Origin of the sequence: Rhodococcus daqingensis, from assembly GCF_042665615.1 — a bacterium.
GTDB classification, from domain to species: domain Bacteria; phylum Actinomycetota; class Actinomycetes; order Mycobacteriales; family Mycobacteriaceae; genus Rhodococcus_G; species Rhodococcus_G daqingensis.
On sequence record NZ_JBHTCS010000007.1, the window covers coordinates 25,781 to 43,917 of the forward strand.

Below are 18,137 nucleotides of genomic sequence, written 5' to 3' on the forward strand. Positions count from 1 at the left end.
ACTCGGCGGGGACCGCCGTCCGGCCTGGCCGAACGGCGATCCCCGGTCTCGTCACTCGCCGATCGAGAAGGCCGCCTCGACGTCGGCGCTGGCGTAGGAGCGGAAGGCGATGTGGGTCGTCGTCTGCACGACGCCGTCGACCTTGTTGATCGCGCCGGTGACCACTTCGGCGATCTGGGCGTGGTCGCGGACCTTGACGATGGCGATGAGGTCGACGTCGCCAGCGCAGGAATAGACCTCGGACACCCCGGCGATGTCGGCCACCGCCTGCGCGGTCTCCGGGATCCGGTTCGCTTTGGCGTGAATGAGGACGATGGCGTTGATCATCTCGCTCCTAGGCTGCGGTGGCGTCCTTATCTATAGGGAAGGCCGCGCGGGTCCTCTCCCATAGATCGGGTCGTCCGACTCTGTACTTTCTCCTGTCACCCTAGGTGGTGCCCGCTGCGGCGGCCGCGCCCCGCGCCAGCGCGCACCACTGCAGCCATCCACCCCCGCCGCGCGCCGGTTCCGTGTAGCCGTGGCTGGCACGCACGATCCGGACCCCGGGCGTCTCGAGCCAGGCGGCGATCAGCCCGGCCTCGCCCGCCGTGGCGCCCCGCAGTGGCGAGGGCTCCTCGATCACGGTTTCGGCGGCCAGGGTCAGGGCCTCGACCACCGGCATCGGAGGCACCCCCCGCTCGGCCACCCCGGCGGAGGCGAGCCTGCCGGCCCGGATCACCGCGAGGTCCCATCCGCCGGACCCGGATGGGCGCGCGGCGACGAGTTCGTCGACGGCGGCCAGGCTCGCGAGGCGTTGGGCCCGTCGGAGAGCGAGGGCCAGGGTCGCGGTGCGGTCACGCAGCCGGACGGCACTCTCGAAGAGTTCGGCCGCCGCGAGTTCCTCGATCCGGGCCCGCATCCGGTGTAGCGGCGCGTCGTCGGTGCCGCGGATGAGCGCGTGCACGGCCTGGGACGCGCGGCGGTACTCGGTCGAGGTCTGCGGCGTGCCGCCGGCGGGACAGCCGCCGACTGTGCTGTCCGGGCAGTCCGGTCCGTGTGGTTGATCCTCGCGAATTCTCTTGGTGCAGGTCCTGATTCGGCAGATGTCCGCGATCGTCGCGGCCACCTCTGCCGCATCGGTACGAGAGCCGAAAGGGCCGAGGGCATCGGCGCTCGCCCTGCGGGAGACGGAGAGCCGGGGGAACGGCTCGACGGTCGGGGTGATCCACCATGCGCGGCGGGGGAACTTCGAGCGCCGGTTGTACGGGGGCGCGTGCGCGCCCAGGAGACGGAGTTCGCGGACCGAGGCCTCGAGGGCGTGTGCGCACTCGACGTGGTCGACCCGGGTGGCCAGCGCCACCATCTCCTTCATCCGGGCGCGTGTCTCGGATCCGGTGAAGTAGCCGCGCACCCGGCGCTGCAGGTTGACCGCGGTGCCCACGTAGAGCACCTCGTCGGAGGGGCCGCGGAACAGGTACACGCCCGGGGTGCGAGGCAGGTGTGCGGCGAATCCACGCTTGCCGCGTTGCGCGGCGGAGACGTTGGGGAGGTAGTCGACCAGTTCCGCGTAGCTGTGCACGCCCAGGTTGCCGACCCGCTCGATGAGGCCGTGCAGCACGTCCACCGTGGCGCGGGCGTCGTCGAGCGCGCGGTGTGTCGGTCTGGTGCTGACGTCGAAGAGGGTGGCGAGGGCCGAGAGTTTGACCGAGGGTGCCTCGTCCCTGCTGAGCACGCGGCGGGCCAGCTTGACGGTGCACAACACCTGGAACGGCGGCCAGGGCAGCTCGCAGCGGGCCGTGGCGGCCTTGAGGAACCCGATGTCGAATGGTGCGTTGTGGGCGACCAGGACCGCGCCCCTGGCGAACTCCAGGAAGCTCGGGAGCACTCGCTCGATCCGCGGCGCCCCGATCAGCATCGCGGAGGTGATCCCCGTCAGCTCCACGATGTACGGGGGCATCGACCGCCCCGGATCGACCAGGGTGGAGAGCTCGCCGACGACCTCGCCGCCGCGGATCTTGACCGCGCCGATCTCGGTGATCGCGTCCTCGCCCGGCGCGCTGCCCGTCGTCTCCAGGTCCACGACGACGAAGGTGGTGTCCCGCAACGGGGTGTCGAGCTCGTCGAAGCTCAGCTGGGCGTTGGGCGGACTCTGCGGGCTCACACGGCAGAGGCTAGGGGCGGCTACCGACAGAGATCGGGGTGCGGTCGCCGCGCCGCTCCGTGTCGGACCCGGGCGCTACTTTCCGTCGCAGAGGCCTCGGAACAGCCGCGAGGCCCCCGTCGGAGACGAGGATCACAGTGATTGTCGATTGCAACGACTGCGAGGTTCGCCCCTCCGCGTGTGGGGACTGTGTGGTGACCGTGTTGTTGGGGCCGCCCGGTGTCCGGCCGTGCGCACCGGTGGCGGTCCCGGCGGGGTCCGCCCGGATCAGTATTGAGCAGGACGAACGGGTTGCCCTGGAGGTGCTGGCCGAGGTCGGGCTGGTGCCGAGGCTTCGGTTGGTGCGGGCCGCGGATGCCACGCAGACCGGTCGGTCGTTATCTGCTCGTGATCCAGGAGTGGCCTAGCGTCCAATTCTGGGCGATATGTCCGAATCGGCCCACTGGTCGGGCGTGTTGGGTCGACATGGGCTGGACGCTTTCGTAACCTTCCTGAGACCTAGCGGAGTCTTGCCACACCATCCGGTGCGGCATCGCCAGGAACCGCCTAATCGATCACTCGCGAGAGCGATCGTGCCGGGAACCCAAGTTTCTCTGGGGTGAATCCCGTCGGAGCGCGACATGCGTGCCGCCGGGTAGGGCTGATCTTCCCAGCCCGAACCCGTCAGCTAACTCGGTCGGCGGATGAACGGAAGAAACGGAGTAACCCTTCTCGTGGCTTCATCTACTACCCAGCGTTCCGTGCGACGCATCGCCGTCGCCAGCGCGCTGACCTTCGGTGCCATCGCCGTGTCGGCCGGCCCCGCGCTCGCCGAGCCCGTCACCATCTCCGGCATCGGAACCTTCGACATCCCGGGTGTGCCTGCCCAGACCATCCAGGTGCCCGGCCTCCCGGCCCTGCCCGGCGCCCCGGCCGCCCCGGCCCCCGCGCCCCTGGTCTCCGCAGGTGACAAGGCTGTTCAGGCCGCCGCGAGCAAGATCGGTTCTCCCTACGTCTACGGCGCCTCGGGCCCGGATTCCTTCGACTGCTCGGGCCTCGTGCAGTGGGCGTTCAAGCAGGCGGGCATCAACCTGCCGCGCACCAGCTACGACCAGGCCGCGGCCGGCACGCCGGTCTCCACCTCCGCCCTCAAGCCGGGCGACGTGGTCTCCTTCTACGGCGGCTCGCACTCGGGCATCTACGCAGGCAACGGCGAGGTCATCCACGCCGCGACCTCCGGAACCCCGGTCAAGCGCGCGCCGATCGCGTCCATGCCGATGGATGGTGCCCGCCGCTACTAAAGCGCAGCGCACACGCTTTCTTTGGTGGGCCCGAACCGTCTCCGGACGGTTCGGGCCCACCGTGCTTTTGTGGCGCGCAGGCGCTCGCCCCACGGCGCCCGGAGCGCGGCGGAAATGTCCCGTCCGTTCGGGGTGGACATCGTCGTATGCCATTCCGTAACCTGTCTGAGACCTTCCGAGTTCTTGCCGCGTCACCCGGCGCGGCATCGGGGGTCGTCACCACGCGGGACCGAGCGCCGATGCGCCGGACCGGCACCGGGGACGGAGTCCGCCGGGGTGAATCTCCCGCTCGGGCCTCGGTTCGGGGGACAGGGCTGATCTTCCCAGCCCGACCCGTCAGCCAACTCGGTCGACGGGCAGTGGAAGAACGGAGTACCAGCTTTCGTGGCGTCACAGAGACTGAAGCGATCCACCGGCGCAGTGCTGGCAACGGGCCTGCTCTCCCTCGGGGCCGTCGCGGTTCCCGCGGGCACCGCGACCGCGGACCCCGCACTGGAGAGCCCGACGGCCGCGCTCGAGAAGCTCTCCGAACTCTCCCGCACCTCCGAGCAGACCAACGAGGCGCTGCACAATGCGCAGATCGACCTCGACTCCAAGGCGGCGGTCCAGCGCGATGCCGAGTCCAGGCACGCCGCGGACCAGCATCTGCTGACCGAGGCGAAGGCCAGGATCGCGCAGTTCCAGCCGGCGATCGACAAGTTGACGACGGCGAGCTACCAGGGCGCCCGCGTCAACCGACTGTTCGCGGTGATGGTCTCCGATTCGCCGCAGCAGCTCCTCGACCAGATGTCCACGCTCAGCGTGATCTCCGCGGACACCGCGGCCCAGGTCGGTCACTTCAAGCAGGCCACCGACGAGGCCGCTGCCGCCGCCGAGGCCTCGCGTCAGTCCGCCGAGGCCGCGCGCACCGCCACCGAGCAGGCCAGGTCGATCAGCGACGACCTGCAGAACAAGCAGAGCGACCTGCAGGCGCAGATCGCGCAGGTCACCCAGGCGTTCGGCGCGCTGAGCGGCTCGGAGCGGGCCACCCTCGCCGGCACCCCCTTCCCGCCCGGATTCGACCCCCAGACGATCCTCAAGGGGCTCGCTCCGGGCTCGAACTCCGGCGCGCTGCAGGCGGGCATGACCCAGGTCGGTAAGCCCTATGTCTGGGGTGCCACCGGTCCGGACGGATACGACTGCTCCGGCCTGATGGTGTGGGCCTACAAGCAGGTCGGCAAGACGCTGCCCCGTTCGAGTCAGGCCCAGGCCGCGGGCGGCGTGCCGGTCTCGCGCTCCGAGCTCCAGCCGGGTGACCTGGTGCTGTTCTACCCCGACATCTCGCACGTCGGAATGTACGCAGGAAACGGCAACATCCTGCACGCGTCCACCTTCGGTGTCCCGGTCAAGGTCGCGCCGATGGACGCGTACCCGTTCTACGGCGCCAGAAGGTACTGAACGCCGTACCGGACGTCCCGCCGCGGCAGCCACGGCGTCGGATCCGGACATGGGAGGCGGCTGCGCTCGGCGGGTTGCTGCTCGCCCTCGTCGCGGTCGGCGTGTTGACGGCCCGGTCGCAGCCGACGGAACTGGAGCCGCGTGGCTCAGCCACCGCCAGCGTCAACCCGTACGAACAGGCCCGCCGCGCGGGCGTCCAGGACCTCCTGAACCGCTGGGCGGGTGCGGTCAGGGACGGTGACACCGCCGCCCTCGCCAGGCTGTTCGACCGCGCCGCCGCGCCCGAGTTCCTCGCCGCCGAGATCCGCCGCAGTGAGCATCTCGCCGACGTGCCGTTGGCGGACTGGGGCTACGAGATCGGATCCGACCCCGAGACCCCGGTCCCGACGGACCTGGCCGAGCAGCTCGACGCCACCGACGTGTGGGCGGTGCCCGCGTACCTGCGCTACGCCATCGAGGGCGCGGACGCCGGTTCCACGCGCAAGCCCGTCGCGCTGATCGTGGCCAGGCGGGGGGAGAGCTGGACCCTGGTCTCCGACCGGTCGCTCCCGGAGCACGGGCGCCATACCTGGCGTGGCCCTTGGGATTTCGGCCCGGTCGTGATGCGCGAGGTGGAAACCGGTTCGCACTCGTCGGTGGTGCTCGGTCACTCCGATCAGGAGGAACTGATCGACGCGATCGCGGCAGATCTCGCGGATGCGGTTTCCTCGGTGACCGAACTGTGGGGCCCCGACTGGTCGCAGCGTGCCCTGGTCGTCGTCAGCTCCTCCCAGGAGGAGTTCGAGGAGCAGGTCGGGGCCGACCACAGCGGGTCCGACATCGCCGCCGTCGCGGTCTCCGATGTCGTCGAGCCGGGGTCCGGCACCGCGACGGGCCAGCGCGTCGTGTTCAGCCCGGCCGCGTCGCAGCGGCTCGGTGAGGACACCCGGCGCTCGGTGCTGCGGCACGAGCTCACCCACGTGGCCGCCCGCGCAGCGACCACCGACGGATCACCGATGTGGATGCTGGAGGGCTTCGCCGACTACGCCGGCCATCGCGATACCGGTGCCACGGTCGGTCGGGCGGCGCCGATTCTGGCGGCGGCGGTGGTCGCGCACGGACCGCCGTCCCGGCTCCCGATCGACGCGGACTTCGCGGCGGGCGGGGAGCGTGCACAGGCCGCATACGAGCTGGCCTGGTCCGTGTCGGCCTACGTCGCCGACCGGTTCGACGAGCCGACCCTGCGTGAGCTGTACGTGGACCTGGCGACCGGTCCGTTGGGGAGTCACGAGCTCGACACGAAGCTGCACGAGTCGGTCGGGCTCTCCGCGTCGGAGTTCGTGACCGACTGGGGGCACTGGGTGGCCGAGGCGCTCGACTGAGCGTCGGCCGACGAGACCCTGCGCAGCGGCCGCGGGGGCCCGGCAATTACGGTGAACACATGCGCCGAACCCTGTTGGTGACGAATGACTTTCCGCCCCGACCGGGAGGCATCCAGTCCTACCTCCAGTCCTTTGCGAACGCGCTGCCGGCCGATGAGTTGGTGGTGTATGCCCCGCGCTGGCGGGGCGACAGCCACAAGAAGTTCGACGCGCGTCAGCCGTTCGAGGTGGTGCGCCATCCCACGACACTGATGCTGCCCACCCCGCTGGTGGCCCGCCGCGCGGCCAAACTGGTGCGGTCGCGTGAATGCGACAGCGTGTGGTTCGGCGCGGCGGCCCCGCTGGCGCTGCTGGCCCCCGGGCTGCGACGGGCGGGTGCCGAGCGGGTGGTGGCCAGCACCCACGGACACGAGGTCGGATGGTCGATGCTGCCCGCCGCCCGGCAGGCCCTGCGCCGGATCGGGAACACCACGGACACGGTCACCTTCGTGAGCAAGTACACGCGGGGCCGATTCGCCTCCGCGTTCGGGGCCGCGGCGGCGCTCGAGCACCTGCCGCCCGGTGTGGACACCGAGGTGTTCCGACCCGACCCGGCGGCCCGGGCGGAGCTGCGGGCGCGGTACGGGCTGGGCGACCGCCCGACCGTCCTGTGCCTGTCCCGGCTGGTTCCGCGCAAGGGTCAGGACGTCCTGATCCGGGCGCTGCCCAGGATCCGTGAGTCCATCGACGGCGCGGTCCTCGTCGTCGTGGGTGGCGGTCCGTACCAGGGCAGGCTCCATGCGCTGGCGCGGGAAACCGGGATGGAGGACCACGTGGTGTTCACCGGGACGGTGCCCGCCGCCGAGCTGGCGGCGCACCACACCATCGCCGATGTGTTCGCGATGCCGTGCCGCACCAGGGGAGCGGGCCTCGATGTGGAGGGCCTGGGGATCGTGTTCCTCGAGGCCTCGGCCGCGGGCGTCCCCGTGATCGCCGGACAGTCGGGTGGCGCGCCGGAAACCGTGCGGGAGAACGAGACCGGACACGTCGTGGACGGGCGGTCGGTTCAGCAGGTGGCCGAATCGGTGATCTCGGTGCTCGCCGACCGCGATCGGGCGGCCGCCATGGGCGCGGCCGGCCGCGCGTGGGTGTCCGAGCAGTGGCGCTGGGATGTGCTGGCGGCCAAGCTCAGCGGCCTGCTGCACTAGGCGCTACGCGCCTGTGCGCGGTTGACGAGTCCCTGGACTCTTCAACCGCGCACAGGCGGCGCAGCCGCCTACTTCGCGTAGATGGCCTCGATGTCGTCGGCGAAGCTCTGGTGGATGACGTTCCGCTTGAGCTTGAGGGTCGGCGTCAGCTCGCCGGTCTCCTCCGTGAAGTCGACGGGCAGGATGCGGTACTTCTTGATCGACTCCGCATGCGAGACCAGCTTGTTGGCCTCCGTGATCGCGGCGTCGACCTCGGCGATCAGGTCGGCATCGGCGATCAGGTCGGCGACGCTGGCCTCGGCAGGCTTGCTGTTGCGCTGCTTCCATCCGGTCCACGCGTCGGGATCGACCGTGATCAGGGCGCCGATGAAGGGCTTCTGATCGCCGACCACCAGCGCCTGGCTGATCAGCGGGTGCGCGCGGAGCTGATCCTCGAGCTGCGCGGGGGCGACGTTCTTGCCGCCCGCCGTCACGATGATCTCCTTCTTGCGGCCGGTGATGGTGATGTAGCCCTCGGTGTCGACCGAGCCGAGATCACCGGTGTGGAACCAGCCGTCCTCGATCGCCTCGGCGCTGGCCGCCTCGTTGCGCCAGTACCCGCTGAAGACCACCGGTCCCGAGAGCAGGATCTCGCCGTCCTCGGCGATTCGAACAGCGTTGCCTGCCAACGGCTTTCCGACGCTGCCGACCTTCTGGTTGCCCGGCGTGTTCACCGCGATCGCCGCGCTCGTCTCGGTCAGGCCGTAGCCCTCGAAGATCGTCACGCCGATACCGCGGAAGAAGTGGCCGAGCCGGGCGCCGAGCGGGGCGCCGCCGGAGATCGCGAGCTGGCACTGGCCGCCGAGAGCGGCCCGCAGCTTGGAGTACACCAGCTTGTCGAACACCGCGTGCTTGACCTTGAGGCCGAACCCGGCGCCGCCGGTGTCCTGGGCCTCGCTCCACTCGATGGCGACCTCGGCGGCGTTGTCGAAGATCTTGCCCTTGCCCTCGCCGTGTGCCTTCTGGCGGGCGGTGTTGAAGACCTTCTCGAACACCCGGGGCACGGACAGGATGAAGTCCGGCTTGAAGACGCCGAAGGTGGGGACCAGGTTCGGGATGTCGGAGGTGTGACCGACCGTGGCGCCGGCATCGAACGCACCGAGGGAGACCGCGCGGGCGAGCACGTGCGCCATCGGCAGGAACATCAGGGTGCTGCGGCCCGGGCGCAGCAGCGCACCGAATCCGGAGGTGGTGATGCCGCGCGATTCCGCGATCAGGTTGGAGTGCGTGAGCTGGCAGCCCTTGGGGCGGCCGGTGGTGCCGGACGTGTAGATCAGGGTGGCGGGGTCGCTCGCCTTGAGCGCCTCGGTGCGGGCCCGGACCTCGTCGTCGCCGACGTCGGCGCCGAGTGCGGTCAGTTCGGCGATCGCGCCCGGGGTGCCCTCGATCTGCAGGACCTTGTGCAGCGCGGGCGACTCGGCCGCGACCTGCTCGAGTGCCTTCGCGTGGCCCTCGTTCTCGACGACCAGGCCGACGGCGCCCGAGTCCTCGAGGATCCAGCGCACCTGCTCGGGTGCGGACGTCTCGTAGACCGGCACGGTGACACCACCGGCGGCCCAGATCGCGAAGTCGATCAGCGGCCACTCGTACCGGGTCGACGACATCAGGGCGACCCGGTCGCCCGGCTGCACGCCCATCGCGACCAGACCCTTGGCGACGCTGGTGACCTGGGCGGCGAACTCGGCCGCGGACACATCGGTCCACGCTCCGCCGCTGTGCCGCTTGAAGACGACCAGGTTCGGCGTCTGCGCCGCGTGGCTGAACACCGAGTCGACGGCGGACGCGTCGTCAGGGATGGTGAAAGTTGACGGAACGCTGAATTCACGCACGAAGACCTCCGGCACTGCAGGGTACTGACGAGTAGGTTTTGCTGCGGCTCCACTTTAACCCGTGCCGATCGGCCCTGGCCCGCACCCGCCGCGCGGAGTGTGTGAAGCTAACCCTGTGAGCAGCATTCAGGTCTCGGACCAGACCTTCATCGCGGCGCCGCCCGAATTGGTGGCGGAGTCGCTCGGCGTGGCGTCGAAATGGCGGCGCTGGTGGCCCGATCTCCAGATCACCGTGCGTGAGGACCGAGCGGAGAAGGGGATTCGGTGGACGGTCGCCGGACCGCTGACCGGAACCATGGAGGTCTGGCTGGAGCCGGAGCTCGACGGCACCATCGTGCACTACTTCCTGCACGCCGAGCCGACCGGCGTGGGTCCCGCGGAGCTGGCCAAACTCGATCTCGGCGCCCTCATCCGGGCCCGCCGCGTCGCGGGCAAGGTGATGTCCTTCGAGACCAAGCGTGAGCTCGAGGCCGGCCGTGCCGCGGGAGAGGCACCGAGCCACGGGCGATCGCAGGCCTGAAGGCGCCGCTCGGCGTGGCCGGTCATTGTGTGCGCACATCTGTGTCGTGTGTGATGGGCTCGAGTGCATTCGTGGCTGTCCCGGAGTGAAAGGAAGCGTTGGTCGCATGGCCGACAAGACCAAGAGGTCGATCAGCATCGCCGCCCCGTCCAATCGGGTGATGGACGTGATCGCCGACTATGACGCGTACCCCGAGTGGGTCGCCGCGGCGAAGTCCGTCGAGGTGCTCGCCCGCGGGGCGAACGGGCGTGCGCGACGGGTCCGGTTCGTGCTGGACGCCGGGATGGTCAAGGACACCTACGAACTCGACTTCGACTGGGCGCCGGACGGCAAGTCGGTGCGCTGGCAGCTGGCCTCGGCGGAGATCCAGAAGTCACAGGACGGCTCGTACACCCTCGAGGACGAGCCGGACGGGACCACGACGGTCACCTACGAGCTGACCGTCGATCTGAACATCCCGATGATCGGGCTGTTCAAACGCAAGGCAGAGAAGGCGATCACCGATACCGCCCTCAAGGAATTGAAGAAGAGGGTCGAAGGCTGACCGGGGGCCGCCCCGATGCGAACACCCAGATCCGGTTCTTCATCGGTAAGGGTGGCGTCGGGAAGACGACACTCGCCGCGGCAACCGCGATTGCGCTGGCGCGCACCGGCGACCGCGTTCTGCTCATCTCGCTGGACCGGGCGCACTCGCTGACCGATGTCTTCGCGGTCGAGGGCGTCGCGCGGGAGGAAGCGGACATCGTCGAGGTGGCCGGGGGACTCGACGCGCTCGAACTCGACACCCTCGCGCTGCTCGAGAATCGATTGGGCGCACTGTCGGCGCTCATCCCCGGCGGCTCCGACCACGAGCACGGTTCGCCGCTGTCGCTGCCCGATCCGCAGGAACTGACGGGGCTGCCCGGTGCGGAGGAGTTGCTGGCTCTGGCGGAGGTCGCCCGCCTCGCGCACGGAGGCGACTGGGACGCCGTGCTGGTGGACTGCCCGCCGACGGGTGATCTGTTGCGCCTGCTGACGGTTCCGGACATGGTGCACGACTATCTCGAGCGGATCTGGCCTCGTCACCTCCGCGCCACGGTGCCGGGCACGCAGCGGTGGCAGGCGATCGCCGCGCTGCTCGTCGATCGCCTCAGCGACTTCACCCTCCCGGTTCGGGCGATGCTCACGGACCGCAGGAACACCTGTGCACGATTGGTGCTCACCGCAGAGGCGATGGTCGTGGCCGAGGCGCGCCGCACCGCGGCGGCGATGTCGGTGCTCGGTGTGCGCGTCGACGGCGTGATCGTGAACAAGCTACTGCCGCATGATGTTTCGTCGCACGACTTCGGATCGGACCATCCGGCGATGCGCTGGTGTGCGGAGCGTGCGGAACGAGAGCGCGTGCAGGTGGATTCGCTGGCCGACTCGCTCGGCGGGCTACCGGTGCTCACGGCCGACGAGAACGGCCGGGAGCCGGTAGGGTTTGATTCTCTCGCTGCGCTCGCCGACGCGCTGTACCCGGCCGGGGTCGATCCGCTGACCGCCGCGGGCGATGGTTCGACGGCGGCGCGGGTCGAACTGGAATCAGGCTCGGGGGTGGAATCGGTGTACGCGCTGCGACTGCGCATGCCGTTGGTCGACCCGTCCACGCTGACCCTGGGCAGGGTCGAGGACGACCTGGTCGTCGGGGCCGCGGGAGTTCGGCGCAGGGTCAGGCTGGCGTCCGTGCTCCGGCGGTGCACCACCGAGGGCGCCCGGTTCGAGGACGGCGACCTCGTGATCCGGTTCCGGCCCGACCCGCAGGTGTGGCCGCTGTGAACGGCGAGCACGCAGACCTGGTCGCCGAGCTGAGGGCGCTCACGCACGCAGCGTTCGATCGGCTGGAACCACTGCTGCAGAAGGCATCCGAGGCGGCCGCGACCGCCGCGAACCCCGACGGTGGCGAGCCGGGACCTTACGGATGCAGCTGGTGCCCGGTGTGTGCGCTCGCGGCGCTGGCCCGCGGGGAGCAGCATGACCTGATCACGCTGCTCGGATCGCAGGCCGCGGTGCTGCTCGCGCTGCTCCGGCAGATCCTGGACGAGCACGGGGCGCACCCCGGCCCCGACGGTGGCCCCGCTGGGCCGTCCGACGGTCCGGGTCCCGGCGCGGACGTGCCGGGGGCTCGCCCGAAGTTCGTCCCGATCTCGGTTCGCGTCGAGCACAATCGGTGACCATGGGCACGCGCATCGGCAGTCGGACCGCACTCACGATCGGTATCGACGTCGGTGGAACCAGCATCAGGGCAGCGGTCGTCGACGGTGACGGGCAGGTGCTCGACTCGACGCTGGCGCCGACCCCGCGGTCGGCGCAGGCGCTGGAGGACGGGCTCGACCGCGCGGTCCGGGAGCTGTGCGGGCGCCACGAGGTGGGTGGGGTCGGCCTCGCGGTGGCCGGATTCATCACGCCGGACCGGTCCACGGTGCGATTCGCGCCGCACCTGCCGTGGGTGGACGCCCCGGTCGCGCACGACCTCAGCGATCGCCTGGGCCTGCCGGTGATCCTCGAGCACGACGCCAACGCTGCGGCCTGGGCCGAGTACCGGTTCGGCGCCGCGGCCGGCGGGCAGAACGTGCTGATGATGTCGATCGGAACGGGGATCGGTGCCGGGTTGCTGCTCGGCGGCTCGCTCTATCGGGGCAGTCACGGGGTGGCACCGGAACTCGGCCACGTGCAGGTGACGTCCGGTGGACGACCCTGCGCCTGCGGGAAGCGGGGCTGCTGGGAGCGGTACTGCAGCGGTACCGCCCTGGTGGACACCGCGATCGAGTTGCTGGCCGCGAATCCGTCCGAGTCGACGATTCTGGCGCGCGAGGTGGCAGCCGACCCCGGGGGCCTGACGGGCCGCCGGGTCGCGGGTGCGGCACAGGACGGCGACAAGGTCGCGATGGCGACGATGGCGGAGTTCGCCCGCTGGCTGGGCGTCGGTCTCGCGATGGTGAGCGACGTCTACGACCCCGACCTGGTGGTGATCGCGGGCGGCGTGGCCAGTTCGGCGCCGCTGTTCCTCGACGACGCGCGCGAGCACTACGCCACGCTCGTCACCGGGTCCGGGCATCGACCGTTGGCCCGGATCAGGTCGACCCAGCTGGGTGAGGCGGCGGGCATGATCGGTGCGGCCGAACTCGCCCGAACGGAGCTCGGGTCCTGACCTCACCCGTCACGACTCGGGGGCCGGTGCGCCCCTCCGGTGGCCACATCCACCGGCCGTGAGTACAGTCATCACACGAGAAACATAGCGTGAGCACGGATGACTTCGGGAAGGGCGCCATGTGGTACTGGCTGTTCAAATACATCTTTCTCGGACCGATCCTGCTGGTGCTCGGGCGCCCGACCATCGAAGGCGCAGAACACATTCCGACCAATGGTCCGGCGATTCTCGCCAGTAACCACCAGGCCGTGATGGACTCGTTCTACCTGCCGCTGAAGTCGCCGCGCCGGATCACCTTCCTGGCCAAGAGCGAGTACTTCACCGGTACTGGACTCAAGGGCCGATTCCAGCGGTGGTTCTTCTCCGCGGTCGGCCAGGTGCCGATCGACCGGACCGGGGCCGACGCGGCGCAGGACGCGCTCAACGCGGGCATGAGGGTGCTCGGCGCCGGCAAGCTGCTCGGGATCTACCCCGAGGGCACCCGCTCCCCGGACGGCCGGCTGTACAAAGGCAAGACGGGCATGGCGCGGATGGCGCTGCAGTCCGGCGTTCCTGTCATCCCGGTCGCGATGATCGGCACCGACAAGCTGAACCCGATCGGCTCGCGCTTCCCGCGTCCCGCGAAGATCGTGATCAAGATCGGCGAGCCGATCGACTTCTCGCGGTTCAACGGCATGGGTGGGAATCGCTTCGTCGAGCGCGCCGTCACCGACGAGGTCATGTACAAGCTGATGGCGCTCTCCGGCCAGGAGTACGTCGACATCTACGCGGCCACGCTCAAGAACAAGCCCGCCGAGACGGCGACCGCCGCGCCCGCACCCGCCGCCGACCGGATCCCGGACACCCGGGCCAGCTAGACCATCCGGTCAGGCGACCGGGGCGGGCACCCGCGACCGCTCGTCCGCAGCGATCCGCGTCGCGCTGCCGGTGACGCCAACAGCGGCGACCAGCACCAGCGTCGCCAGGCCCCACCACACGTACGACGACGCGAGGAACTGATCCCACAGCGGCCAGCCGAGTCCACTCGTCCGGCCGGGCGTCAGCAGCCAGTGCGGGGCCACCACGAACAGCGCCGCCCCCGCCGCGACCCACAGCGCCCAGCCGAGGCTCCGGCGGGTGTAGGCGAGATGCCCGAGCACCAGCAGCGTCGGGACCACCCACACCCAATGGTGTGACCAGGACACCGGGGAGACCAGGAGCCCGAACAGTGCCGTGACGCTGAGCGCGAGCGCGGGCATCCCGGCAGACAGCGCCCGGCGTGCGGCCAGCGCGGTGACGATCAGGACCACGACGCTCGCCAGCATCCACAGCGGGGTGCGCAGCGACGGGTCGAGGCCGAGGCGCGCCAGCATCCCGGTGATCGACTGGTTCGCGGGGTAGGCGGGCCTGCCGATCCGGTTGGAGTCGATGAGCGTGTCGGTCCAGTACTGCCTGGAATCGGTGAACGAGACGGCGAAGCCGACGGCCGTTCCCGCGGCAAAGCCCACCGCGGTGACCAGGACCGCGCGGAAGTCCTTGCGCAGCAGGAAGTAGAGCACGAAGACCGCCGGCGTGAGCTTGACCGCCGCGACGAGACCGACCAGCGCTCCGCGCGGCCACGGTGTCTTCTTGAGCAGGCAGTCGGCGGCGACGAGCGCCATGAGGACGATGTTGATCTGGCCGTAGTCGAGGGTGGAGTACACCGGCTCGAGCACCAGCGCCCCGGCGAACGCCGCCCCGGCGGTCCACAGCAGGGTGCGTTCCGGCAGCGCGCCGATCGAGGTGAGGGTGACCACCGCGGTCGCGAAGAGCAGCACCAGCGAGAGGGCGGTCAGGGCTGTGCTCGCCTCGCCGAGGCTGATCGCCGACATGGGGCTGAACACGATCGCGGCGAGCGGGGGGTAGGTGAACGGCAGCGACTTGCCGAGGGCGGTCGGCGGCATCTGGCCGTAGAGCGCGACGCCGTTCGCCAGCGCCGTGCCGCCGATCCGGTACACGTCGAGATCGATCCGGTAGTAGCTGCCGAGTTGCCGCAGCCCGGGGAACCCGACCAGGTTGTAGATCACGCCGATCGCGGCGGCGATCAGGATGACTGCGCGGGTCAGGGGGCCGAGGACGACGCTCCGGATCCCTGCTCCGGTCCGGGCGGGGCCGGCGTCCGTCGACGCCGACACCGGTTGCCGTGCGGCTGCCGGTGTGTCGGTGCTCACGCGGTCACTCGGAGCGGTTTGATCCTGGCCAGGCACCAATTGTCCTTCGGGTCGGGGGCGGTGGTCGTGCGGAACCGTCGGGCGGCATAGTCTGCCCGGGTGCGCTACTTCTACGACTGCGAGTTCATCGAGGATGGTCGCACAATCGAGCTGGTCTCGATCGGTGTGGCCGCCGAGGACGGCAGGGAGTTCTATGCCGTCTCCAACGAGTTCGACCCCGCGAGGGCGGGCAAGTGGGTGCGCGCGAACGTATTGCCCAAGCTGCCCCAGCCGTCCTCGCCGCTGTGGCGCTCGCGCGCGCAGATCCGCGACGACCTGCTCAAATTCCTCGTTCCGCGCCCCGGCATCACGCCTGAGCTGTGGGCATGGATCGCGGCCTACGACCACGTCGCGCTCTGCCAGCTGTGGGGGGACATGACCGCGCTGCCGCGCTCGCTGCCGCGGTTCACCCGCGAGTTGCGCCAGTACTGGGAGGACTGCGGATCGCCCGCGTTGCCGCCGGCTCCGACCGACGCGCACGACGCGCTGGCCGACGCCAGGCACAACCTGGTCAAGTTCGAGGCGATCCGGGCATCGCTCGCGATTCGCTGACTAATCGGCCCCTTTGCGCATCGTGATCGACAGAGCGAATATCCTGTACTGGTGAACTGGACTGTCGACGTTCCGATCGACCGCTTGCCCGAGCTTCCGCCGCTGCCCGCCGCGATGCGTCAGAAGCTCGATGAGGCGCTGAGCAAGCCCGCCGCCCAGCAGCCGACCTGGCCCGAGGACATGGCCGCCGCGATGCGCACGGTGCTCGAGAGTGTCCCGCCGATCACCGTCGCGAGCGAGGTGGAGGCGCTGCAGAACAACCTCGCCGAGGTCGCCCGCGGCGAGGCGTTCCTGCTCCAGGGCGGTGACTGCGCGGAGACGTTCGCGGACAACACCGAGCCGCACATCAAGGGCAACATCCGCACCCTCCTGCAGATGGCCGTCGTGCTCACCTACGGGGCGAGCATGCCGGTGGTCAAGGTCGCGCGGATCGCCGGTCAGTACGCCAAGCCGCGTTCATCGAACATCGACTCGCTGGGGCTGCAGTCGTACCGGGGCGACATGGTGAACTCGCTCGTCGCCGAGGAATCGGTGCGCGTCCACGATCCGTCCCGGCTGGTGCGCGCGTACGCGAACGCGAGCGCCGCGATGAACCTCGTCCGCGCGCTCACCGGCGCGGGCATGGCCGATCTGCACAGGGTGCACGACTGGAACCGCGAGTTCGTAGCGTCCTCGCCCGCGGGCGCCCGGTACGAGGCGCTCGCCGCCGAGATCGACCGCGGCCTGCAGTTCATGAACGCCTGCCGCGTCACCGACCCGAGCCTGCACCACGCGCAGATCTTCGCCAGCCATGAGGCGCTCGTCCTCGACTACGAGCGGGCGATGCTGCGGCTCGACAACGACGACGACCACCCGAAGCTGTACGACCTCTCGGCGCACTTCCTGTGGATCGGTGATCGCACCCGGCAGCTCGACGGGGCGCACATCGCCTTCGCCGAGCTGCTCGCGAACCCGATCGGCCTCAAGATCGGCCCGAGCACGACCCCCGAGATGGCGGTCGAGTACGTCGAGCGGCTCGACCCGACGAACAAGCCCGGCCGGCTGACGCTGATCTCCCGGATGGGCAACGGCAAGGTGCGCGACCTGTTGCCCGCGATCATCGAGAAGGTGCAGGCGACCGGTCACCAGGTGATCTGGCAGTGCGACCCGATGCACGGCAACACCCACGAGGCGTCCACCGGCTACAAGACCCGCCACTTCGACCGGATCGTCGACGAGGTACAGGGCTTCTTCGAGGTGCACAACGGACTGGGCACCCACCCGGGCGGCATCCACGTCGAGCTGACCGGCGAGAACGTCACCGAGTGCCTCGGTGGCGCGCAGGACATCTCCGATCTGGACCTGTCCGGCCGGTACGAGACCGCGTGCGACCCGCGGCTCAACACCCAGCAGTCCCTGGAGCTGGCCTTCCTCGTGGCGGAGATGCTGCGCGGCTGAGCCGAGTCGATTCCGCCCAACGGCCCGTACCCGAGAAGGGTGCGGGCCGTTGCGCTCTGCCGTGATGGTGTCGGTGGCCGGCGATACGGTGGGCACGATCGATCGCGTACCCAACCATCGCAGTGAGGGGCACATCATGAAGATCACCGAACCGACGCTGGGCACCCCGTGTTGGGCTGAGCTCGGCACGACCGATGTCGAGGCGGCAGGACAGTTCTACGGCACGCTGCTCGGCTGGAAGCCGGAGGCGGATCCGAACCCGGAAGCGGGCGGCTACACGATGATGCTGCTCGAGCAGGACCCGGTGGCCGCCGCCAGCCCGCTCTATCAGGAGGGCCAGCCCGTCGCGTGGACGGCCTCGATCGCGGTGGCCGACGTGGACGCGACCGCGCGGGCGGCCGCGGAGGCAGGCGGTTCGGTGATCGCCGAGCCCATGGACGTGTTCGACCTGGGCCGGTTCGCGGTCCTGGCCGACCCGGCGGGGGCGGTCATCTCGATCTGGCAGGGCCGCAAGTTCCACGGCGCAGCTCGGTTGAACGAGTCCGGGGCGCTGTGCTGGATCGAGCTGCGTACCCGCGACACCGCGGGGGCGATCGAGTTCTACCGGACCGTGTTCGGCTGGACGGTCGCCGCGGGTGACGGTTACACCCAGTGGGGCCTCGGCGGCGAGGACTTCGGCGGCATGATGGCGATGGGCGAGGACTTCCCGGAGGGGATTCCGCCACACTGGGCGCTGTACTTCGGCGTGGACGACGTCGACGCCGCCGTCGAGAAGGCGACGAGCCTCGGCGGGGCCGTACACGTCCCGGGCACCGACATCCCCGAGACCGGGCGGTTCGCGGTCCTGACGGACCCCCAGGGTGGCGCGTTCGCGGTCTTCGATCCGCAGGACTGACACCGGCACACAGGCTTTCACGTCAGCACACCCTCGTTGGGCGTTCGGCGGGGGTGTGCTGGT

18 protein-coding genes and 1 riboswitch are annotated in these 18,137 nt (G+C 70.1%); of the genes, 14 read left to right on the forward strand and 4 right to left on the reverse strand.

The window, feature by feature from the left end:
• Positions 1-51 precede the first annotated feature (51 nt).
• Entirely contained in the window at positions 52-327 is a 276-nt protein-coding gene (locus tag ACFQS9_RS03805; protein WP_378401746.1) for an Lrp/AsnC family transcriptional regulator, read from the reverse strand.
• A 100-nt stretch (positions 328-427) separates the two neighbouring features.
• On the reverse strand, positions 428-2,140 hold the full coding sequence (locus ACFQS9_RS03810; protein WP_378401748.1) for a DEDD exonuclease domain-containing protein: 1,713 nt from the start codon (positions 2,138-2,140) through the stop codon (positions 428-430).
• A 137-nt stretch (positions 2,141-2,277) separates the two neighbouring features.
• On the opposite strand from ACFQS9_RS03810, the gene ACFQS9_RS03815 reads away from it, so the two are divergent.
• The 5 genes from ACFQS9_RS03815 to ACFQS9_RS03835 all read left to right on the forward strand — a co-directional run bounded on the left by ACFQS9_RS03815 (position 2,278) and on the right by ACFQS9_RS03835 (position 7,405).
• Positions 2,278-2,547, forward strand: coding sequence for a hypothetical protein (locus tag ACFQS9_RS03815; RefSeq protein ID WP_378401750.1), 270 nt, complete (start codon positions 2,278-2,280; stop codon positions 2,545-2,547).
• Positions 2,548-2,673: 126 nt separating this feature from the next.
• Positions 2,674-2,838, forward strand: a riboswitch (cyclic di-AMP (ydaO/yuaA leader).
• Entirely contained in the window at positions 2,824-3,420 is a 597-nt protein-coding gene (locus ACFQS9_RS03820) for an NlpC/P60 family protein (protein WP_378401752.1), read from the forward strand. It overlaps the preceding riboswitch by 15 nt.
• Before the next feature lie 384 nt (positions 3,421-3,804).
• Positions 3,805-4,857 carry a C40 family peptidase gene (locus ACFQS9_RS03825; RefSeq protein WP_378401754.1) on the forward strand — a complete coding sequence of 351 codons (1,053 nt, stop codon included), beginning with the start codon at positions 3,805-3,807 and terminating at the stop codon, positions 4,855-4,857.
• Between the two features lie 77 nt (positions 4,858-4,934).
• Positions 4,935-6,218 carry a hypothetical protein gene (locus tag ACFQS9_RS03830; RefSeq protein WP_378401885.1) on the forward strand — a complete coding sequence of 428 codons (1,284 nt, stop codon included), beginning with the start codon at positions 4,935-4,937 and terminating at the stop codon, positions 6,216-6,218.
• A 59-nt stretch (positions 6,219-6,277) separates the two neighbouring features.
• Entirely contained in the window at positions 6,278-7,405 is a 1,128-nt protein-coding gene (locus ACFQS9_RS03835; RefSeq protein WP_378401756.1) for a glycosyltransferase family 4 protein, read from the forward strand.
• A 68-nt stretch (positions 7,406-7,473) separates the two neighbouring features.
• On the opposite strand, the gene ACFQS9_RS03840 is transcribed toward ACFQS9_RS03835, so the two are convergent.
• A complete protein-coding gene (locus ACFQS9_RS03840; protein WP_378401758.1) occupies positions 7,474-9,273 on the reverse strand; it encodes an AMP-dependent synthetase/ligase in 1,800 nt (599 codons plus the stop codon).
• Positions 9,274-9,388: 115 nt separating this feature from the next.
• On the opposite strand from ACFQS9_RS03840, the gene ACFQS9_RS03845 reads away from it, so the two are divergent.
• The 6 genes from ACFQS9_RS03845 (at position 9,389) to ACFQS9_RS03870 (ending at position 13,819) form a co-directional block, all read left to right on the forward strand.
• Positions 9,389-9,793: a polyketide cyclase / dehydrase and lipid transport gene (locus ACFQS9_RS03845; RefSeq protein ID WP_378401760.1), complete on the forward strand. Its 405-nt coding sequence runs from the start codon at positions 9,389-9,391 to the stop codon at positions 9,791-9,793.
• A 106-nt stretch (positions 9,794-9,899) separates the two neighbouring features.
• On the forward strand, positions 9,900-10,337 hold the full coding sequence (locus ACFQS9_RS03850; RefSeq protein ID WP_378401762.1) for an SRPBCC family protein: 438 nt from the start codon (positions 9,900-9,902) through the stop codon (positions 10,335-10,337).
• Positions 10,338-10,378: 41 nt separating this feature from the next.
• Positions 10,379-11,590 (forward strand): ArsA family ATPase, encoded by a 1,212-nt coding sequence (locus tag ACFQS9_RS03855; RefSeq protein ID WP_378401887.1) that lies wholly within the window; start codon positions 10,379-10,381, stop codon positions 11,588-11,590.
• The gene (locus tag ACFQS9_RS03860) at positions 11,587-11,985 is read left to right on the forward strand and encodes a hypothetical protein (RefSeq protein ID WP_378401764.1); all 399 of its coding nucleotides are present in this window, start codon (positions 11,587-11,589) and stop codon (positions 11,983-11,985) included. Before ACFQS9_RS03855 ends, ACFQS9_RS03860 begins: the two co-directional genes overlap by 4 nt.
• Positions 11,986-11,987: 2 nt before the next feature.
• On the forward strand, positions 11,988-12,962 hold the full coding sequence (locus ACFQS9_RS03865; RefSeq protein ID WP_378401766.1) for an ROK family protein: 975 nt from the start codon (positions 11,988-11,990) through the stop codon (positions 12,960-12,962).
• A gap of 119 nt (positions 12,963-13,081) precedes the next feature.
• Positions 13,082-13,819, forward strand: coding sequence for a lysophospholipid acyltransferase family protein (locus ACFQS9_RS03870; RefSeq protein WP_378401889.1), 738 nt, complete (start codon positions 13,082-13,084; stop codon positions 13,817-13,819).
• A gap of 9 nt (positions 13,820-13,828) precedes the next feature.
• On the opposite strand, the gene ACFQS9_RS03875 is transcribed toward ACFQS9_RS03870, so the two are convergent.
• Positions 13,829-15,151 carry a glycosyltransferase 87 family protein gene (locus ACFQS9_RS03875; RefSeq protein ID WP_378401768.1) on the reverse strand — a complete coding sequence of 441 codons (1,323 nt, stop codon included), beginning with the start codon at positions 15,149-15,151 and terminating at the stop codon, positions 13,829-13,831.
• 99 nt (positions 15,152-15,250) lie between these two features.
• Here ACFQS9_RS03875 and ACFQS9_RS03880 point away from each other — a divergent pair, with 99 nt between their 5' ends.
• The 3 genes from ACFQS9_RS03880 (at position 15,251) to ACFQS9_RS03890 (ending at position 18,074) form a co-directional block, all read left to right on the forward strand.
• On the forward strand, positions 15,251-15,742 hold the full coding sequence (locus ACFQS9_RS03880) for a polyadenylate-specific 3'-exoribonuclease AS (RefSeq protein WP_378401770.1): 492 nt from the start codon (positions 15,251-15,253) through the stop codon (positions 15,740-15,742).
• A 51-nt stretch (positions 15,743-15,793) separates the two neighbouring features.
• A complete protein-coding gene (locus ACFQS9_RS03885; protein ID WP_378401772.1) occupies positions 15,794-17,179 on the forward strand; it encodes a class II 3-deoxy-7-phosphoheptulonate synthase in 1,386 nt (461 codons plus the stop codon).
• 136 nt (positions 17,180-17,315) lie between these two features.
• On the forward strand, positions 17,316-18,074 hold the full coding sequence (locus ACFQS9_RS03890; RefSeq protein WP_378401774.1) for a VOC family protein: 759 nt from the start codon (positions 17,316-17,318) through the stop codon (positions 18,072-18,074).
• Positions 18,075-18,137: the final 63 nt, after the last annotated feature.

What these genes read in the sequence shown, in the direction of transcription:
- ACFQS9_RS03820 (WP_378401752.1), top strand. Translation starts at nt 2,824, where the DNA reads ATGAACGGAAGAAACGGAGTAACCCTTCTCGTGGCTTCATCTACTACC.
- ACFQS9_RS03835 (WP_378401756.1), top strand. Translation starts at nt 6,278, where the DNA reads ATGCGCCGAACCCTGTTGGTGACGAATGACTTTCCGCCCCGACCGGGA.
- ACFQS9_RS03805 (WP_378401746.1), bottom strand. Translation starts at nt 327, where the DNA reads ATGATCAACGCCATCGTCCTCATTCACGCCAAAGCGAACCGGATCCCG.
- ACFQS9_RS03850 (WP_378401762.1), top strand. Translation starts at nt 9,900, where the DNA reads ATGGCCGACAAGACCAAGAGGTCGATCAGCATCGCCGCCCCGTCCAAT.
- ACFQS9_RS03870 (WP_378401889.1), top strand. Translation starts at nt 13,082, where the DNA reads ATGTGGTACTGGCTGTTCAAATACATCTTTCTCGGACCGATCCTGCTG.
- ACFQS9_RS03890 (WP_378401774.1), top strand. Translation starts at nt 17,316, where the DNA reads ATGAAGATCACCGAACCGACGCTGGGCACCCCGTGTTGGGCTGAGCTC.
- ACFQS9_RS03865 (WP_378401766.1), top strand. Translation starts at nt 11,988, where the DNA reads ATGGGCACGCGCATCGGCAGTCGGACCGCACTCACGATCGGTATCGAC.